Below are 18,025 nucleotides of genomic sequence, written 5' to 3' on the forward strand. Positions count from 1 at the left end.
TCGGCTACTTCTCCACCTGCTGTCCCGCCCTATTCCTCCTCCACCACCGTCAGATCCCGGTGCACGGCAATTGCAGCATTCAGCTCGAAGCCGATGATCAGGATTAATGCATTAAGCTGGAGCCACAGCATCACGATAATGATGGTGGCGATAGAGCCATAAAACTTCGTGTACGTATCGTAGCGATTGAAGCCATCGATATAAAAACTGAAGGCAACGGAAGTCGCTAGGCTGAGGATGGTGGCCAGCGTCACCCCCGGCGAGACGTAGCTGAAGCGCTCGATGGTAGCCGCCCCGTAGCGGTACAGGCTACCGATGATGATGTAGTAGAGCGAGAGCATGGTCACCCAGCGAATTAGGTTGATCAAAAAGATCGAGAATGCTCCTAGCCCCATGAAGGCATCCATCCATCCGATAAAAGTATCGCCTAGGATGACCAAGATCACGCTGGCCACGATGAAGAGTCCAATAAGAAAAGTGAGCCCCGCGGCCACCATCCGCTTGCGCAGGAAACCCCGCTGCCGAAAGACCTCCACGTAGCTCTTCTCGAAGGCCTGCATGAGGGCGATCATGCCATTAGTGGAAAAGTAGATCGCCAGCAGGAAGCCGAAACTCAGTAGGCCCACCTTGGGCGAGTTGGTCACGTCCTGCACGAAGCCGAAGAGGATATCTCCGGCCTGCCCCGGCATCACCCGCTTGATCTCCTCGTAGAGCGTCATGTTAAAATTCTCCAGCTCCGGAAACCAGATGGACAACAGGTCCAGCACGAAGGGTGTAAGAGTAAAGAGCGTCAGAATCGAGGGGAAGAGCGACAGGAAAAAGCTGAACGCTACACTATTGGCCCGTGTAAAGAGGTCGTCGCGCGTGGCCTCATTGATCACGAAGACCACCACGTCGTAGATCGGCACGCCCTTGAAGCCGATGAAGCTGTTCTCGCGGGCGTACTTCGTCAGCCCGATCACCCAGGGGTGCTCGGTGAAGTAACGGGTAAAGGCGTCGATGTCGAACTTAAGCTTCAAAGTAGGGACGTAAGACCTCCAGCAGGTACTCCGGCGCGTGCACCGTCTGCCCGGTCTTCACCGTCACGAAACAGAGCTTGACCGACCCACCGTTCACCAATTTACCCCTTTCGTTGTGAATCTCCAGGTGAAAGGTGATCGTGCGGTCCGGCATATGGCGCAAGGTGGTCGTGATCGTCAGCAGTTCGTCGTAGCGCGCCGGCCGCACGAAGCGCTGGTTCAGGCTCATCACCGGCATCATCACGCCCTCCTCTCCCTCCATGTCGGCGTAGTTCAGTCCCAGGTCGCGTAGCATCTCGGCGCGGCCGATCTCGTACAGCAGGGCGTAGCGGCCGTAGTAGAGGTAGCCCATCTGGTCGGTTTCTCCGTAACGGACGCGGTGGGTGGTGGTGGAGGTTAGCAAGGGTGGGGTGGGTTAGTTGTTGAGTTGTTGGGTTGTTGCGTTGCGGTCGTTGAAGGCGGGGCAGGCGCAAAGTACAATGCTGCCTACGGCAGCGGTAGTACAATGCAGCCTCTGGCTGCGCTGCACCGCACACGAGCGAAGCGAGCATCCCCCCACCGCAACAACCCAACAACCCAACAACCCAACAACCCACTTCCAACGATCAAACCACCCCACCCGTCGAATACCCCCAACCCAAACGCCCTATCTTTAGTATTATACACACTCCTTCATCCGCAACATGAAAAACAAAACGACGGCCGGCATCTTCGCCCTCTTCTTCGGGGGGCTCGGCGTACACCGCTTTTACCTCGGACAGACCGGCAGGGGCCTGCTCTACCTGCTCTTTATCTGGACGTTCATTCCCACCATCATCTCCATGATCGACGGGATCATCTTCCTGACCCAGAGCGAGGAAGACTTTAACCGGAAGTACAATCCGGCCGAGTACTACGCCAGCCTCAATGAGCAGCAAAGGCAGACCGCGAATTATACCGCACCCCCGATAGCTATCGGGGCCCCGCCCGCAAACCACGTACCGCGCCCGACCGGACCTAAGCTGGATCCCTTCCGCATCAGTGGCGATCAGAAGTATGAAGACTATGACTTTGAGGGGGCCATGCAGGATTACCGCCGCTCGCTCAATGTGGACCCCCGCCAGGGCGAGGTGCACTACAAACTCGCCGCCCTGCACAGCATCCATGAGGACACCGCCGCGGCCATGCGCCACCTGACCCTTGCTCTGGAGAATGGTTTTTACGACTTCGACGCCATCGAGAATAATGACCACCTGGCCTACCTGCGCTCTACCCCGGAGTACTACGCCTTTAAGTCGAATGGCTACCGGACGCCGCCCACTACCGCCACCGGGGAGCCCGCTCCCAGCGAGCCGGCCGATACATTGGAGCTCTCCGACGACCTCATCACGCGCATCGAGCGGCTGGCGAAGCTGAAGGATGATGGCATCCTGACGGAGGAGTCGTTTAAGCGGGAGAAGGCTAAAATTCTGCGGTTGTAACTATCTTCCCGGGTGTTCACTCACCCCCTTTTCGTACTGGCCGTGCTCTGTCTGAGCGTGGTAGCCTCCGAATACCTCGTGCGCCGTACACCGCTGCGTCATCTGGGTACGGCATTATTGGTCATTATTGTAGTAGCCGTACTGGCTAACCTGGGCGTGATTCCCTCGGCTTCCCAGGGTTCAGAAGTGTACGTCGGGGTGTTCCGCTACCTGGCGCCGCTGTCTATATTCTACCTGCTGCTCGACGTCAACCTAGCCAGTATCAAACGGGCGGGGGCACCGATGCTGGGGCTGTTCGTATTAGGTAGTTTAGCTACGGCCGCTGGGGTGCTGATAGGGATGCAACTGGTCGACGGGCATACGCACTTCGGGACACTTTATCCGGCCATCAGCGGCATGTTTACCGGTACGTACACGGGGGGTAGCGTTAACTACAATGCCATTGCCATTCACTACGACGTGATGCGGGAGGGGGTGCTGTACGCGGGCATGACGGCGGTGGATAATATCATTACGGCCCTGTGGATGATCGCTACCCTGGCCATTCCGCTTCTGTTTCGCCGGGGCCGCGGGATGCAGGGGGACGTGGGGAAGGCAACCGAGAATGTGGAGCGGGAAACCGAGGGTATTAGTGTTCTTTCCCTAGGTGTTTTATTGAGTGTAGGCTTTCTGGCCCTGGCGGCCTCCGATACGCTGACGGTTTGGCTAGCCGGTATCGGCTATGCAGTACCCTCCATACTTATTCTCACGACCATCGCACTGCTGCTTGCTCAACTGCCCCACTTTCATCAGTTGGCCGGAGGGCAGGTGATCGGACTGTTCTGTGTGTACCTGTTCCTGGCGGTGATTGGGGCCTTCTGTGAGCTGGCAGCGCTGGGGCAAATCGGTGACCTGGCCTGGCGGTTGCTGGCGCTGGTGACGGTCACGGTGCTGGTGCACGGAACGATCGTTTTTGGGGTAGCGTACGTAGCTAAGCTGGACATGGACGTGGCTGCCGTAGCCTCTCAAGCTAATATTGGCGGTTCTTCCTCCGCCCTTGCCCTTGCCAAAAGTCTAGACCGGATGGACCTGTACCTGCCGGGTATTCTAGTCGGGGCGTTAGGTAATGGATTGGGCACCTACCTGGGCTTCGCGGTAGCCGGGTTGGTGAGCTAATCGTTCAGTCCGACCGACTTGCCGCCCAGCATGACCGCCTCTACCTTACGTAGGGCACCGATGTTCTCAAGGGGATTTCCCCGTACTACGACCAGATCAGCAAGTAGTCCCGGAGCGATGCGCCCCAGGCGGCCCGCCAGCCCGAAGATGGCAGCGTTGCCGGAGGTTACGGCGCGTAACACATCCAGCGGGCGCATACCGTAGTCGACCATCATCTCCAGCTCGCGCACGTTATCGCCGTGGGGAAAAACACCTACGTCGCCACCGGCCACGATAGTGACCCCGGCATTAAGCGCCTCCGCGAAAGATGAGCGCTTCTGCGTGATGCGCTCCGGCTCTGGATCCACCCCCTTGTTCCAGCCCCGGTACTGTAGGATAGCATCGCCGGCGGCCAGGGTGGGGCAGAGGGCTACGCCGCGTTCGGCCATCAGGGCAAATACTTCCGGGGTGCCGCCGTCACCGTGCTCGATGGTGGAGACACCGGCCAGGGTAGCGCGGCGCATTCCCTCGGCGGTGGCGGCGTGAGCGACTACGGGGCGGCCGCTACTCGTAGCCAGCTCTACCATCAATTCGAGCTCGCGCTGGGTGAAGGTGGGTTGGGCGGTACCGTTGGGGCCCCAGCGGTAGTCGGCGTAGACCTTAATGACATCGGCCCCGTGGCCGATCTGGTCACGGACGACGCGGGTGAGCTCATCGACGCCGTCAGCCTCCTCGGCCCCGAGGGGTACGGTCACCTGCTCGTTGAAGCCAGCCGGTCCGTAGCTACCCGTGGCTACGATGGCCTTACCCGCCACCAGCAAGCGGGGACCGGTGATGACTCCCTTCGCGATGGCCTGTTTGAGTCCTACGTCGGTATACCCCGCCCCCTCCGAGCCGAGATCGCGCACGGTGGTGAAGCCGGCCCGCAGCGTACGCTCGGCGTGGAGGGCACCGCGAATGGCCCGTTCGGCGTGTGACTCGCGGAGGACCTGCTCGTCCCAGGGCGTCTCGTTGTAGGGGTGAAGCAGCAGGTGGGCGTGGCCCTCGATCATGCCGGGTAGGAGGGTGCCGTCAGGATACTCACGAACCGTACAGCCCGCGGGTACCTGCATAGCAGTGGAGTCACCGACTGCGGCGATCGTATCGTTTAAGACGAGTACCGACTGGTTCTCGTGGAGCTCGGTACCGTCGAAGGTGTACTGGGGGACAAATAAGGTGCAGGACGTCTGGGCACCACTTGCGATAGGAGAGAAGAATAAGAGAACGCCTATAAAGCGTAGGTCGATTGGCATGACAGCAAGGTACAATGACGCGGCGTGCAACGCCTCGACCTATGCATTCACTAATGGTATTACCCGCTCGCCAATAAGCTTGATTGCCTCCATCTGCTGCGCGTGCGTCAGATCCGCTACGCCCATCTGTAGACTAAAGCGCGTCACCCCCCCCAATGCCTTACTGTGCCGCAACATCTTCTCAGCTACCTCCTCTGGACCGCCCACCACGAGGGCACCGAGCTTACCACGCTGGGCATCGAAGTGACCCTGCGTGATTGGGGCCCAACCGCGTTCCTTCCCGATGCGCGTCATCTGACGGGCGTATCCGGGGAAGAACTCATTGGCTGCCTGCTCGGTAGTTTCCGCTACATAGCCGAGGGAGTGGAGACCTACCTCCAAGGTATCCAGGTCGTGACCGGCTCGCTCGGCGGCGGCCCAGTACATATCGACCAGGGGGCGGAAGCGGTGGGTCTCGCCACCGATGACGGCTACCATCAGCGGCAGACCCAGGGTGCCAGCACGAGCGAAGGAGGCCGGGGTGCCGCCGACGCCGACCCAGATGGGTAGCTTACCCGTCGGACGGGGGTAGATCGGCTGATCATCCAGCGCAGCACGGAACTTACCGGACCAGGTCACCCGCTCGTTATTGCGGATTTGCAGTAGCAGCCCCAACTTTTCGGTAAAGAGCTCGTCGTAGTTGCGTAGGTCCAGTCCGAAGAGCGGAAAGGCATCGACGAAGGAGCCGCGACCCACGACCATTTCGGCCCGCCCGTTGGAGATTAGGTCTAGGGTAGCATAGCTTTGAAAGACGCGCACTGGATCGGCGGCGCTCAGTACGGTGACGGCACTGCTGAGCTTAATCTGCTCGGTACGACTCGCGGCTGCGGCTAGGATCGTGACCGGTGAGGAATCGAAGAACTCCTTGCGGTGGTGCTCCCCCATACCGAAGAGGTGGAGCCCGCTACGGTCGGCCTGCTCGATACGTTCCAGCAGCTCGGCCATCGAGCGCTGAGCATGCAGCACCTCATCCGTCTGCGGATCAAGTACACTAGCGCCGAAGTCGTCGATACCAATTTCCATAGTAGGTGTATTTAATGTAGCAACACTTGATTGCCGGTGAAGTTGCTAGAATGAAAAAGCCCGGAACTTATGCAGTTCCGGGCTTTTATGCTACTTAAGGTACGGAGGCTTATTCCTCTTCACCAGCTGTGGTAGCATCGGCTACATCGGGCATTTTGGGCGCGGTGGGGTTTTCAGCGATCGGTGCGGCTGCGGCGGCGATAGGGGCTGCGGCGGGCTTATCGGAGAGGGTCTCCTCGGTGACCTCTGTCGTCGTTGCGGTAGTGGTTTCCAGAGCGGTGGCGGCACTGCTGCTACCACTTCCCTTACTGCCCCGACGGCGGCGGCTACGACGGGTCTTGCTGGTAGATTTGGCAGCGTTCTTGTCGTAGACCTCGTTGAAGTCAACCAACTCGATCATTGCGGTCTCGGCACCATCTCCTAGTCGGAAGCCGGTCTTGATGACACGCAAATACCCCCCCGGGCGGTCGGCTACCTTATCGGCCACCGTGCTAAAGAGCTCCGTCACGGCCTCCTTGTTCTGCAGGTAGCTAAAGACTACGCGGCGGTTATGCGTATCGTTGGTCTTGGACTTGGTGATGAGGGGCTCGGCGTACTTGCGCAGGGCCTTGGCCTTGGCTAGAGTGGTGTTGATCCGCTTGTGCGTGATCAGGGCAATGGTGAGGTTGCGCAGCAGGGCCTTGCGGTGGGCGCTGGTACGACTTAAGTGATTAATCTTCTTACCGTGACGCATGTCAGGAGAATTTGGCCGGCACCACGCACCTTCCACTCATGGGCAGTTCGGGCAACTGCGGGGAAGAAGGGGTTAGTACCGCTGGTTTATGTGGATAAACTACACTGTGGTCAGTGACCCGAATAAAATCCGACTACTCTTCGTCGAGCTTATACTTGCTGAGGTCCATGCCGAAGGTCAGGCCCTTTTCTACCAGGAGCTCCTCGATCTCCACCAGTGATTTCTTACCGAAGTTGCGGAACTTAAGGAGTTCGTGGGTGTCGTAGCGGACCAGTTCGCCGAGGCTATTGATCTTGGCGGCCTTGAGGCAGTTGTAGGCACGTACCGAGAGATCGAGGTCTTCCAAACTCGTTTTGAGCAGCTTGCGCATGTGCAGGATGTGCTCGTCGACAATGGTCTCCTCGCGGGCACCACTGCTCTGGAACTCGATGGGCTCGTCGGTGATCAGCATCAGGTGCTGGATCAGGATACGGGCGGCTTCGCGTACGGCATCTTCGGGGTGGATGGTACCGTCGGTTTTGACCTCCAGGATCAAGTTCTCGTAGTCGGTGCGCTGACCCACACGAGTAGACTCTACGCGGTAGGCAACGTTCTTGATCGGGGTGTAAATGGCATCTACCGGGATCACGCCGATGGGGGCGTTTTTGGGCAGGTTCTCATCCGCGGGGATGTACCCGTACCCCTTAGTAACCGTAAGCTCTACCTCCAGATTGACGAAGGGCTCCATGGTGCAGAGCAACAGGTCGGGGTTCATGACCTTGAAGACATTGGTGTGGTCGCCGATGTCCTTGGCGGTAAATTTCTCCTTGCCACTGATGGTGAGGTAGATCTTCTCCTCCTCCATGTCGGCATTTTCGATCTGCTGCTTCAGACGGACCTGCTTCAGGTTGAGGATGATTTCAACAACATCTTCCACCACGCCGCGGATGGTACCGAACTCGTGGTCTACCCCGGCGATACGCACGGCCGAGATGGCAAATCCCTCCAGGCTGCTCAGCAGCACGCGGCGCAGGGAGTTACCGATGGTCTGTCCGAATCCGGGTTCCAGGGGCTTGAATTCAAAATTGCCGTGGAACTCGTCCGACTTGCTCATCGTGATCTTGTCCGGCTTCTGGAAGTTTAGGATACTGCTCATACGTTATTTGCTTGACTTTGAGTGCGTTACGGCCGTGAATGACCCGGGCGAAAACACCTAGACGATAAAATTAGTTTGCCCTGACCGACTGTGGAGCCGGTCAGGGCAAGCTGCTCCCTGCTCAGATTACTTCGAGTAGAGCTCGACGATCAACTGGGTGTTGATCTTCTCCGGGATGTTCTCCCGCTCGGGGTAGGCAAGAAAGGTGCCTTCCATTTTTTCGGAATTGAAGGACAGCCAGCCGTAGTTGCGTACGTCACTGCGGCCCCCCATAGTGTCACGAATGACCTCCAGTCCCTGCGACTTACCCCGTACCGAGACTACGTCACCGGGACGAACCTGCGTGGAAGGAATATTATTGAGCCGGCCGTTCACCATGATGTGGCGGTGGCTGACGAGCTGACGGGCAGCGCGGCGGGTAGGGGCCAGTCCCAGACGGAACACGATGTTGTCCAGCCGGGCCTCCAAAAACTGCAGCAACACCTCACCGGTCACGCCCCGCGAGGCAGCGGCGGTCTCGAATAGATTGCGGAACTGCCGCTCGAGTACGCCGTAGGTATACTTGGCTTTTTGCTTCTCCGTCAGCTGGAGCTTGTAGTCGGAGGGTTGGCGGCGACGGCCCCGGGTGTTTCCGTGTTGGCCGGGCTTGTATTTCTTACGTTCGAAGGCGCGGCTGTATCCGAAAATCGGTTCGCCGAGTGCGCGGGCTTTCTTCGCCTTAGGACCAGTATATCTAGCCATAGTGACAAGGTGGTTTAGTAGTTACTGAATGACCCCTTCCGGAACGAGGGGTAGGGTAGTGTCCTGCCGACTATGGACAGGTCCGGAATTTCCTCCCAATGAGTTGTTTCCCCTCTCCTATGCGGTAGCTGGGGTAGGGGCCCTAGCTACTTAGCAGGGGGTAGGGGAGAGGTTTCTAAACGCGACGACGCTTAGGCGGGCGACAGCCGTTGTGGGGCATCGGCGTCACATCTTTGATCTTTGCTACGCGGATACCGGCACCGTCGATGGCGCGGATGGCCGCCTCGCGACCGCTACCGGGGCCCTTCACGTAGACTTCTACCACGCGCAGACCGGCTTCGTAGGCTACCCGGGCGGCATTACCGGAGGCAACCTGAGCGGCGTAGGGGGTAGACTTCTTGCTGCCGCGGAATTTCTCCTTACCGGCGCTGCCCCAGCTGATGACGTCACCCTGTTTGTTGGTGATCGAGATAATGATATTGTTGAAGGTAGCCTGGATATAGGCCAGTCCTTCGCTGTCTACCTTGACCTTGCGCTTTTTTACTACGCGGCCGCCGGGTGCTTGACGCTTTGCCATTACTTAGTCGCTTTTTTCTTGTTCGCTACGGTCTTCCGCTTGCCCTTACGGGTACGCGCATTAGTCTGGGTACGCTGACCACGCAGGGGCAGACCCTTGCGGTGGCGTAGGCCACGGTAACAGCCGATGTCCATCAACCGCTTGATGTTAGTGCTCACCTCGGTGCGCAGATCACCCTCTACCTTATACTCATTGGTGATGAGATTAGAGATAGTACGGATGTTTTCATCCGTCCAGTCCTGCACCTTGGTGTTATGGTCTACCTCGGCGCGGTCGAGGATCTCGCCAGCGCGGGTGGTGCCGACGCCGAAGACGTAGGTCAAACTAACAATGCCACGTTTGTTCCGCGGCAGATCAACTCCTGCAATTCGTGCCATGATGCTCGCTTATCCCTGCCGTTGCTTGAACTTCGGGTTCTTCTTATTGATGATGTAAACTTTGCCCTTGCGCCGCACGATCTTGCAATCGGCCGAGCGCTTCTTTACGGAGGGTCTGACTTTCATAATGGTTGATTTACGACCAGCGGCAGCGAGCGGGCTTATTTGTAGCGGTAGGTAATGCGCCCCCGACTCAGGTCGTAGGGGCTCATCTCCACGGCTACCTTATCACCAGGAAGGATTTTGATGTAGTGCATCCGCATCTTTCCCGAGATCGTAGCCTTGATTTCGTGATCGTTTTCGAGGCGTACCCGGAACATCGCGTTCGATAGGGCCTCCTCAATCACGCCATCCTGCTTGATCAGGTCTTTTTTGGACATCTTTTAAATTTCGGAGGGCAAAGGTACGATTATTTTCCGTACCACCCAAGCCCTACAACCAAGTTTTCGCTAGGCCATGACCAGCGGTTGGTACCGGGCTACCAGCTCTTCGTCAATATTATCTACCTCCCGCAAGTTTGGGTTTTCCCGAACAGCCTCTTCAATGGGTCGATGGTCACTCATTAATTCAGCCGGCGCACCATCCGGGGTGATCGCAATAGAGTGTTCGTAGTGAGCCGCCGGGCTACCGTCTACCGAGATGATGGTCCAACCATCGTCACGGCTCACCACACTGCGCTTACCTAGTGTGATCATGGGCTCGATGGCGATGATCAGGCCGGGCTTGAGTACCGGTCCTCGCCCGCGCTTTCCGAAGTTGGGCACATCGGGGGCCTCGTGGAGGTTACGTCCCAGTCCGTGTCCGACCAACTCCCGCACCGCCCCGTAGCCACTCTCGCGCTCCGTGTAGTACTGGATGGCGTAGCTGATATCCCCCACCCGGTTGCCCTGGCGGGCGGCGTCGATCCCTAGGTATAGGCTATGTTTCGTGCGGCGGCAGAGCTCCATCGTTTCCTCGGCCACGTCCCCCACACAGAAGGTGTAGGCTGCGTCTCCGTAGAAGTCATCCACTACCGTACCGCAGTCAATAGAGAGAATATCGCCGTCCTCAAAGATTTGATTTTGGTCGGGTAGTCCGTGCACTACCTCCTCGTTCTTCGATACCAGTAGGGTAGAGGGGCAACCGTACAGTCCCTTAAACCCGGGTACGGCCCCATTGTCACGAATAAACTCTTCGGCAAACGTATCGATCTCCTGGCCGGTCATCCCGGGGCGTAGGAGCTTTCCAACTTCAGCCAGGGTCTGGCACACCAACAAGCAGGCGGCGCGGCTGCGCTCGATCTCCTCCGGTGTTTTGTAAATCATTTTGCGGCCTTTCCTGCCCATAGTTCGGTGGGGTTTCAGCAGTAGGTAACGCGGCTAGGCGGTAGTAGTTGATGGGCGCCCCGATAGCCCCGATAGCTATCGGGGGGGGCGGTGCTGAGTAGGTAGCAGGAAGGCGAGCTTATCCTTTGCCTCCGGGTATAGCACGTGCTCGGTATCGGTGATCACCTCCGCACCCAGCTTTTGCACTGCTTTTTGCGAGCGGATGTTGCCCGTATAGACTAGAAACACCACGTCGTGTCCGAGCTCCCGGTGTACGTAGTCAATCAGTAAGGACTTCATGGACCCATTATAGCCCTTGCCCCAGAGGTTGCGGTCCAGGAAGGTCCAGCCGATCTCCGTAGCCGTCAGTGTCAGTGCTTTCAGGCGGGTGCTACCAATAATGCGTTCGTCGCGGCGGTCGATGAGCGTAAAGGCCCCCCGCCCGGCCAGTCCATCATCGAATAACGCGTCGAACACTGGGCGCTGGTAGCGGTCGGTGGCGCTGTGCTGCTCCCACATCAGTTTGTCGCCGGCTACGAGAAACAGGGGTTCGCGGTCCGCCTCCGTGGAGAGTCGGAGGCGGACCAGGTCGTTTTCCAGTGTGGGAAGGGGATTGGGTAGCATGGCGTAAAGTTAATTCGCGGAAGACCCATGCACCAAGGCCGAGTAGCCTCTGGCCCGAGCAGAGCCAACTCCCCGTCAGGCAGGCTCGGGCCGGAGGCCACTCGACCTTCTATCTTGCGCTTATCCTAATAAATGGTAACTACTTAGGTCAATAGGCTGAAGTCACGAAGTAGCCGTATTTTTTGGCCCGTGATGACCAAAGACGCACACATCGCGGCACTTCAGGCGCAAGTTAACCAGCTTACGGTTTTGCTGGATGCCGCCCTGGTCAAGATCGCTGAGCTAGAACAACGGCTTAACATGAACAGCCGTAACTCGGACAAGCCTCCTAGCAGTGACGGGTTAAGCAAGAAGCCGGCCCTGCCCCGTAAGCGCGGCTTGCGCAAGTCCGGCGGTCAGCCCGGCCACCCCGGTAGGACGCTAAACATGAGCGAGCGACCCGATCACCGGATCATTCATCCAATGACTGGGCCACGCTGTACGTGTGGCTGCGACCTCACGACGGTAAGCGCCCACCTGGACTGGGAGCGCCGCCAGGTATTCGATCTGCCCCCGACGCTGTTGGAGGTGACCGAACACCGGCGTGAGCACAAGACCTGCCCAGACTGTCAGCGCTTACATTTAGCCCCCTTTCCCCGGGACGTGAACGCTCCGGTGCAGTACGGCGAGCGAGTACGCAGCCTGGCGGTGTTGCTTAATGTGGAGCAAAGTCTCCCGCTGGCCCGGGTGCAGGAACTCTTCGCGGGCCTGACGGGCTACGGGATTAGTGCGGCCACCGTTCAGGCGGCCGTTGCGCGTACCTATGACAAACTGGAGATCGAAGAAGCGATCATCCACCAGGCGGTCCTCAAGAGTAGCGTAGCGCACGGTGACGAAACCGGAGCGCGCATTGCCGGTAAGCTACACTGGGTGCACGGCTTTAGCAGCCTGCTCTATACGCTTTACGTAGTGTACCGGCAGCGGGGCGGGGCGGTCATCAACGGTCCCGAGAGTCACCTGGCGGACTACACCGGACGCCTGGTTCACGACTGCCTGAACTCCTACCTGACCATGGCCGGTGGGGTCAAGCATAGTCTGTGCAACGCGCATTTACTTCGTGAGTTAACCGCACTGATGGAACTGCCCCCCGCAGCAGCCCTACCCACGAGTTGGCCGGCGGGGATGCACGCCCTACTGATGGACTACTACCGAGCCAGTGATCATGGTAAGGGAGTAGTGAGCAGTAAAGAACTTGCGGAACTAGACCGGCGCTACCGCGAGCTGTTGGCCCTGGCGGACCGCGAGGAACCACCCCCCAAACAGGGTAAGCGCGGGCGGCCCAAAAAAAGTAAGGGGCGCAACTTACGCGACCGCTTAGAGAACTGGCAGGAGGCCGTCTTAGCCTTTAGCCGCCATCCCGCAGTACCCTTCACCAATAATCTAGGGGAGCGTGATTTACGTCCCTGGAAGACCAAGCTCAAGGTGGCCGGCTGCTTTCGAACGCTACAGGGAGCGCAGTACTACGCGCGCATCAAGGGCTTTTGCTCTACGGCAAAAAAGCACGGCCGGGTAGTGTTTGATGAATTAGTCAACGTTCAGCGGAAAATGTCTTTCCTACGATTGACCTAAGTAGTTACAATAAATGACGGTAAGAAACTACTATGGATAGCCAGCACGCAATGCCCCTTCAGCAAGTACATAGTTACGGTCAGATATGGTCAGTACCTCCCGGTGGCTGTGATCAGTCATTAGAATACCCTTACTAAGCCGGTTACGTAGAATTGCCCCTTGCACATGTTCCACCGACAGCGGACTTAAGCCTGCATACGGCTCGTCCAGGAGGGTAAACCGGGTAGGGACTTCGAGTAGCACTAGGGTCTCGAACAAACGCCAGTTGAGCCTTGACATCCGATAGTGTTCCGTGCCGGCGAACTCAGGATAGCGCGTATAAAATGCTGACTCTTCAACTCGGTGTAAACGCAACACGTATTCCACCGTGAGATGATGGGGAAATATTCGCCCCTGCGATCTGAAAGTAATCAAACCAGGTATACGGTAAGGAACTCTGACCCGTCTACCATCAACGCTGATGAAGACATGCCGAGCCCGCAATTGGCCAAATAAAATTTGCAATAGTACACTCTTTCCTGCGCCATTCAATCCAAAAAGTCCCACTACTTCCCCTTGTTGCAAAGTGAGCGCGACGTCACGTAGCACCTCCCGGTCGCCGAAGCTGTGGCGGATAGAATCGGCGGCGATCACCAGAGCAACAAGATAAGTACTGCACAGAGTAGCAGATCAATTACCGCCGCGTAGCCGGTAAGCCACGATGGATGGAGGCCAAAATTCTGGTAAAAGGTCGCCACGCGTTGTCTACGTTGGTAATTCAGGTAGGCAAAGAGTGCCGTCGTAAATAACTTGAAATAAACGAGCGTGAGTAATAAAGGTGTACCAAACTGCCAGTACCTATAGCCTACGGTGCCGGTCATCAGTGCCGTTACCAGCCAGTAGGTCCGCCCGTAGAGCCAAAAGATACGCAAAAAGGTGAGTGGGGGAGTCAAAGTGAGGGAATAGCTTGAGCAATAGTATAGAGCAGACACCTCCAGCCCCGCCCCCGCGGCCCCGCCCCCCTTTATCCCTTGCCCCCTCTACCCTTGCCCCTTGCAAATCGTACCTTCGCCCGCATGGCCAAAGTCGTAGCGATCGCGAACCAAAAGGGCGGGGTAGGGAAGACCACGACCACCATCAACCTGGGGGCCTCGCTGGCGATCCTGGAGCGGCGGGTGCTGATCGTGGATGCCGACCCCCAGGCCAATGCCACCAGCGGAGTGGGCCTGCCCCCCGAGGAGCTCGAAGGGAGTATCTATAACGTACTCATCAACGGGCTGGACGTCAAGGAGGTGGTGTACGAGACCGAGACGCCCAACCTACACATCGTGCCCAGTAGCATCCAGCTGGTGGGGGCGGAGGTGGAGCTGATCAACCGCTTTCGGCGCGAGGACGTGCTGCGCAATACCGTGGTGGAGCCGCTGCGCAATCAGTACGACTACATCCTCATCGACTGCCTGCCAAGTCTAGGCTTACTTACCATCAATGCCCTGACGGCGGCCGACTCCGTGATCGTACCCGTGCAGTGCGAGTACTTTGCCCTGGAGGGACTGTCGAAGCTACAGGATACGATCCGGCTGGTGCAGCAGCAGCTTAACCCCAGGTTGGAGCTCGAGGGAATTCTACTTAGCATGTACGATCAGCGCCTACGGCTGGCCAACCTCGTGGTGGAACAGGTGCGTGAGACCTACGGGGATCAGGCTTTCCGTACGATCATTCACCGCAACGCCCGCATCAGCGAGGCCCCGAATATGCACCTGCCGGTGGTGATGATCAATGCCGGCAGCCGCGGGGCGGTGAATTTTTTAAACTTGGCGGAGGAGTTCCTGCTTAAGAATGGCGATGGGGGGTTAAGGGGTTAAGGGGTTATGGAGTTAAGGGACGGGGATGCTCGCTTCGCTCGGTAGTACAGCAGGATAGTCTAGTGCGGTCGCATTATACTGCCGTCTCGGTAGCTACCGGGAGCGAGAGCTTTGTAATTTTCCGCATCTACAAAGCTTCCGACGCCCCCCTTAACTCCTTAACCCCCTTACCCCTTAACCCCTTGTTGTCCCCCCATGTCCAGAAAAAAACGCCGCAAACCCACCACCCCCGCCCCCACCGCGCCGGCTACCAACCTACCCTCCACCGGCCGCTGGCGCTTCTTCGTGTGGATGTCGAGTTTCTTCTTCGTGGCTGGTTTGCTAGTGCAGCTGGACGTGATGACGGCCTGGCCGGGGGCCGAGGGCTTTGCGCTGGCCAATGCCGTGGGCATGGAATACGGCCCCTACTTACCCGCCGCGCTCAACCATTTACTGCTGCCGCTGGGTGAGTCAGTGACGGGGGCGAGTAATGCGAGCTTTTTGTTTCCCCGGTTGGTGTCGGCGCTGTGTCTGCTGCTGACCACGGTGTTCACCTACCGGTGGATGACGCAGCTGTTCGGGCGGCAGGTCAGTCAACTGACGCTGCTGTGTGCGGGGGCTACGTTCTTCTTACCCTTCTTTGGGAAGGTAGCTACGGCCGACGCGCTGGCGCTGCTGGGGCACTCGGGCATGTTCTGGACGGTATTACTGTTCGGGCTCACGAAGGATCGGCGTAAGCTCTTTCCCTTTGGGGCCTTTGCGCTGCTGGGGGCGGTCGCCGCACCGGTGTCTACGCTGCTGCTGGCGCTGATGCTGGTGATCCTGGCGGTGTTTCAGCGCATGGACTACGGCTGGCAGGTGCCGGCGGGTATCGCGGTGGGAGTATCCTGTCTAGTGCTGCTAGTGCAGGGGCCGCAGGAAGCCAATACGTATTGGTTCTACGGGCAGGAGGATAGCCGGGTACTGGATCTATTGTACTACGGGCTACTAGGTATGCTGCCGCTGGCCGGCTGGCTGGTGGCGGGGATTCGCGACCTGGCGTTCAAGGGGCAGAAATTCGAGCAGTTCTCACTCATTGTGAGTATGGCGCTGGTGGGTACCCTACTGGCGCAGTCGCTGCTCTTTATGCTGCTGCTAGCGCTGGTGGCGGGCAAGCAGATGCAGCTGTACTTTGATGGGAACTATCCGTGGAAGGACTACGTGAAGACGGTGTCGGTGCTGCACCTGGTGGTGGCATTTGTCGCTGCTTTTTTGCTGCTCACCGGCGGCGGCATTGCCTTTCCCGGGGCGGGCTTCCGGGCGGCGCTGGGCATGGCGGCGGCCTACTGGATCTTCAGTTTGCTGGCGGTGCTGGGTATCTTTGGTGAGCGGCGCGACTTTGCCATTGGGGGCTCGGTGTTGGCGGGGCTACTGACGATCATGTTCTTCTGGGTGCAGGTGTATCCCTATTTGGAGGCGGAGCGGTCGTGGCCGCGGCGTTTGTTGGAGACGGTGGAGGTAGCACCCAGTACGCTGCGGTTACCGGATGAGGCCAATGAGAGTGAATTGAGTTCGGCCCTCCCGTACTTCGAGCGGGCGGGGTGGACGCTGGGGGAGACGGGGGCGTACGAGCTTTACCGGGGAGAGGCTACGGATAGTGTAGCCGTGGGCGGCGGTGCGCAGGTGCGGGGGCGGATGATTTTGCGGCCTAGTGGGTTTGGGTTGCGGGGGGTGGGGGAGTAGCTCTGCTCGCTGGCGCTCGTGGGTTCACCACGGAGCGCCCTGCGGGCTACACAGAGCTGTCGTCGTAGGGAGGGAAGCAGAGGCCAGCACCTAGCGGTGCTGCGCGCGGTCACTTTGTGAAACCTCAGTGAAGCCCTCAGTTACCTCCGTGGTGAATCTGCCCTTCCTTCATCACAAAGTCCACCTCCAGCATCACCCCAATATCCTCCGTAGGGTCACCCGGCACGGCAACGATATCGGCCAGGTAGCCCGCCTGGAGCTGGCCGAGCTCTTCCGCCATACCCAGGACCTCGGCAGCGGTGACGGTAGCCGCACGAATGGCCTCCAAAGGTGGTACACCCGCCTCGACCATGTACACGAACTCCTTGGCATTGTCCCCGTGGGGGCTCACACCCGTGTCGGTACCGAAGGCAATCTTCACGCCGTGGTCGTAAGCGTTTTTGAAGGTCTCCTGCAGCGCCGCACCGATGCTAAGCGCTTTCGGTACGATTACGGCCGGGAAGTACCCCGGAATTTTCGCCTTCTCCGCCACGAACTTACCTGCACTCAGCGTAGGCACGTAGTAGGTGCCGTGCTCGATCATCAGGTCCATGGTTTCCTCGTCCATTAGGCTGCCGTGCTCGATGGTGGTAATGCCGGCGCGCACGGCCCGCTTCATGCCCTCGGTGCCGTGGGCATGGGCGGCGGTGTGCATGCCGTAGTCCTTGGCGGCGGCTACGATGGCAGCCAACTCTTCGTCGGTGAACTGGGGGCCGGAGCCGTCCTTTGCTACACTCAGTACCCCGCCGGTAGCTGTGATCTTGATGCAGTCCGCGCCGTTCTTGTAGCGGGTACGCACGGCTTTATAGGCTTCTTCCGGACCATTGATCACTCCGGCATCCGGACCGGCATCGAAGGTCAGTTCGTCGTTGCGGCCATTGCTGGGGTCGGCGTGGCCGCCGGTGGTAGCGATGGCCTTCTCGGCGGTGAAGATGCGGGGTCCGACCACGTATCCCTTGTTGATGGCGTCGCGTAGACTCACGTTGACGCCGCTACCACCCAGGTCGCGCACGGTGGTAAACCCAGCCTCCAGGGTTTTGCGGCAGTAGTCGGTGGCGCGCAGGGCTACGTCGGCCGGGTCCAGGGTGAAGCGTTCCATATAGGCGGTCGGACTACTCTGGCTTTCGATGTGCACGTGCAGGTCGATGAGGCCGGGCAGCACGGTGTGGTCGCGCAGGTCGATGGCCGTAACCCTGTCGGCGGGCTCGGTGTAGCCGTCTTCTACCGCGGTGATGCGGCCGTCGGTGACGATTAGGGTCTTTTCCGTGAGTACCTCGTCGTCGGTACCCGTGATGAGCTTCCCGCAGTGCAGGTAGGTCGTCTGGGCAAAGGTTAGTAGGGGTAGGAGGCAGAGCGCGAACAGGAGTTTCATGTCGAG

Annotated in this window: 21 protein-coding genes; 5 read left to right on the plus strand and 16 right to left on the minus strand. The window is 58.8% G+C overall.

Translation table 11 applies throughout. From position 1 onward, the window contains the following. Nucleotides 1–29 precede the first annotated feature (29 nt). Together ACOOHD_RS18520 and ACOOHD_RS18525 are read right to left on the minus strand one after the other, a co-directional pair. Nucleotides 30–1,019: a YihY/virulence factor BrkB family protein gene (locus ACOOHD_RS18520; RefSeq protein ID WP_420459366.1), complete on the minus strand. Its 990-nt coding sequence runs from the start codon at nucleotides 1,017–1,019 to the stop codon at nucleotides 30–32. After that, nucleotides 1,009–1,422 carry an acyl-CoA thioesterase gene (locus tag ACOOHD_RS18525; RefSeq protein WP_420459367.1) on the minus strand — a complete coding sequence of 138 codons (414 nt, stop codon included), beginning with the start codon at nucleotides 1,420–1,422 and terminating at the stop codon, nucleotides 1,009–1,011. Before ACOOHD_RS18525 ends, ACOOHD_RS18520 begins: the two co-directional genes overlap by 11 nt. Before the next feature lie 280 nt (nucleotides 1,423–1,702). Between ACOOHD_RS18525 and ACOOHD_RS18530 the strand changes: the two genes are divergently transcribed. Continuing rightward, nucleotides 1,703–2,479, plus strand: a complete 777-nt coding sequence (locus ACOOHD_RS18530) for an NINE protein (RefSeq protein WP_420459368.1) — start codon at nucleotides 1,703–1,705, stop codon at nucleotides 2,477–2,479. Between the two features lie 12 nt (nucleotides 2,480–2,491). Then, nucleotides 2,492–3,634 (plus strand): DUF819 domain-containing protein, encoded by a 1,143-nt coding sequence (locus tag ACOOHD_RS18535; RefSeq protein WP_420459369.1) that lies wholly within the window; start codon nucleotides 2,492–2,494, stop codon nucleotides 3,632–3,634. On the opposite strand, the gene ACOOHD_RS18540 is transcribed toward ACOOHD_RS18535, so the two are convergent. From ACOOHD_RS18540 to ACOOHD_RS18590, 11 genes are all read right to left on the minus strand, one after another. Beyond that, nucleotides 3,631–4,905: an amidohydrolase family protein gene (locus ACOOHD_RS18540; protein WP_420459370.1), complete on the minus strand. Its 1,275-nt coding sequence runs from the start codon at nucleotides 4,903–4,905 to the stop codon at nucleotides 3,631–3,633. The genes ACOOHD_RS18535 and ACOOHD_RS18540 overlap by 4 nt on opposite strands. A 39-nt stretch (nucleotides 4,906–4,944) precedes the next feature. After that, entirely contained in the window at nucleotides 4,945–5,967 is a 1,023-nt protein-coding gene (locus tag ACOOHD_RS18545) for an LLM class flavin-dependent oxidoreductase (protein WP_420459371.1), read from the minus strand. Between the two features lie 109 nt (nucleotides 5,968–6,076). After that, entirely contained in the window at nucleotides 6,077–6,700 is a 624-nt protein-coding gene (gene rplQ, locus ACOOHD_RS18550) for a 50S ribosomal protein L17 (protein WP_420459372.1), read from the minus strand. A gap of 133 nt (nucleotides 6,701–6,833) precedes the next feature. Continuing rightward, complete coding sequence (locus tag ACOOHD_RS18555; RefSeq protein ID WP_420459373.1) at nucleotides 6,834–7,835, minus strand: DNA-directed RNA polymerase subunit alpha; 1,002 nt, start codon at nucleotides 7,833–7,835, stop codon at nucleotides 6,834–6,836. A gap of 126 nt (nucleotides 7,836–7,961) precedes the next feature. Next, entirely contained in the window at nucleotides 7,962–8,576 is a 615-nt protein-coding gene (gene rpsD, locus ACOOHD_RS18560) for a 30S ribosomal protein S4 (protein ID WP_420459374.1), read from the minus strand. A gap of 175 nt (nucleotides 8,577–8,751) precedes the next feature. Further along, nucleotides 8,752–9,153: a 30S ribosomal protein S11 gene (rpsK, locus tag ACOOHD_RS18565; protein WP_420459375.1), complete on the minus strand. Its 402-nt coding sequence runs from the start codon at nucleotides 9,151–9,153 to the stop codon at nucleotides 8,752–8,754. Continuing rightward, on the minus strand, nucleotides 9,153–9,530 hold the full coding sequence (gene rpsM / locus ACOOHD_RS18570) for a 30S ribosomal protein S13 (RefSeq protein WP_420459376.1): 378 nt from the start codon (nucleotides 9,528–9,530) through the stop codon (nucleotides 9,153–9,155). Before rpsM ends, rpsK begins: the two co-directional genes overlap by 1 nt. A 9-nt stretch (nucleotides 9,531–9,539) precedes the next feature. Continuing rightward, the gene (ykgO, locus tag ACOOHD_RS18575; RefSeq protein ID WP_072010990.1) at nucleotides 9,540–9,656 is read right to left on the minus strand and encodes a type B 50S ribosomal protein L36; all 117 of its coding nucleotides are present in this window, start codon (nucleotides 9,654–9,656) and stop codon (nucleotides 9,540–9,542) included. Between the two features lie 35 nt (nucleotides 9,657–9,691). Then, complete coding sequence (gene infA / locus ACOOHD_RS18580) at nucleotides 9,692–9,910, minus strand: translation initiation factor IF-1 (RefSeq protein WP_099105792.1); 219 nt, start codon at nucleotides 9,908–9,910, stop codon at nucleotides 9,692–9,694. Between the two features lie 69 nt (nucleotides 9,911–9,979). Continuing rightward, nucleotides 9,980–10,834, minus strand: coding sequence for a type I methionyl aminopeptidase (gene map / locus ACOOHD_RS18585; RefSeq protein ID WP_420459377.1), 855 nt, complete (start codon nucleotides 10,832–10,834; stop codon nucleotides 9,980–9,982). A gap of 96 nt (nucleotides 10,835–10,930) precedes the next feature. Beyond that, on the minus strand, nucleotides 10,931–11,458 hold the full coding sequence (locus tag ACOOHD_RS18590; RefSeq protein ID WP_420459378.1) for a GNAT family N-acetyltransferase: 528 nt from the start codon (nucleotides 11,456–11,458) through the stop codon (nucleotides 10,931–10,933). Nucleotides 11,459–11,650: 192 nt separating this feature from the next. Between ACOOHD_RS18590 and tnpC the strand changes: the two genes are divergently transcribed. Continuing rightward, nucleotides 11,651–13,066 (plus strand): IS66 family transposase, encoded by a 1,416-nt coding sequence (gene tnpC / locus ACOOHD_RS18595; RefSeq protein WP_420459379.1) that lies wholly within the window; start codon nucleotides 11,651–11,653, stop codon nucleotides 13,064–13,066. A gap of 30 nt (nucleotides 13,067–13,096) precedes the next feature. Here tnpC and ACOOHD_RS18600 read toward each other — a convergent pair whose 3' ends face one another. Further along, nucleotides 13,097–13,699, minus strand: coding sequence for an ATP-binding cassette domain-containing protein (locus ACOOHD_RS18600; protein ID WP_420459380.1), 603 nt, complete (start codon nucleotides 13,697–13,699; stop codon nucleotides 13,097–13,099). Then, the gene (locus tag ACOOHD_RS18605) at nucleotides 13,696–13,998 is read right to left on the minus strand and encodes a hypothetical protein (RefSeq protein ID WP_420459381.1); all 303 of its coding nucleotides are present in this window, start codon (nucleotides 13,996–13,998) and stop codon (nucleotides 13,696–13,698) included. The genes ACOOHD_RS18600 and ACOOHD_RS18605 overlap by 4 nt, the downstream gene beginning before the upstream one ends. Nucleotides 13,999–14,121: 123 nt before the next feature. Here ACOOHD_RS18605 and ACOOHD_RS18610 point away from each other — a divergent pair, with 123 nt between their 5' ends. Both ACOOHD_RS18610 and ACOOHD_RS18615 read left to right on the plus strand, forming a co-directional pair. Then, entirely contained in the window at nucleotides 14,122–14,907 is a 786-nt protein-coding gene (locus tag ACOOHD_RS18610; protein WP_420459382.1) for a ParA family protein, read from the plus strand. A 195-nt stretch (nucleotides 14,908–15,102) separates the two neighbouring features. Then, nucleotides 15,103–16,608 carry a hypothetical protein gene (locus ACOOHD_RS18615; RefSeq protein ID WP_420459383.1) on the plus strand — a complete coding sequence of 502 codons (1,506 nt, stop codon included), beginning with the start codon at nucleotides 15,103–15,105 and terminating at the stop codon, nucleotides 16,606–16,608. A 136-nt stretch (nucleotides 16,609–16,744) separates the two neighbouring features. Here ACOOHD_RS18615 and ACOOHD_RS18620 read toward each other — a convergent pair whose 3' ends face one another. Beyond that, nucleotides 16,745–18,019: an amidohydrolase family protein gene (locus tag ACOOHD_RS18620; protein WP_420459384.1), complete on the minus strand. Its 1,275-nt coding sequence runs from the start codon at nucleotides 18,017–18,019 to the stop codon at nucleotides 16,745–16,747. Nucleotides 18,020–18,025 lie beyond the last annotated feature (6 nt).

Origin of the sequence: Neolewinella sp., from assembly GCF_965214665.1 — a bacterium.
Taxonomy (GTDB): Bacteria; Bacteroidota; Bacteroidia; order Chitinophagales; family Saprospiraceae; genus Neolewinella.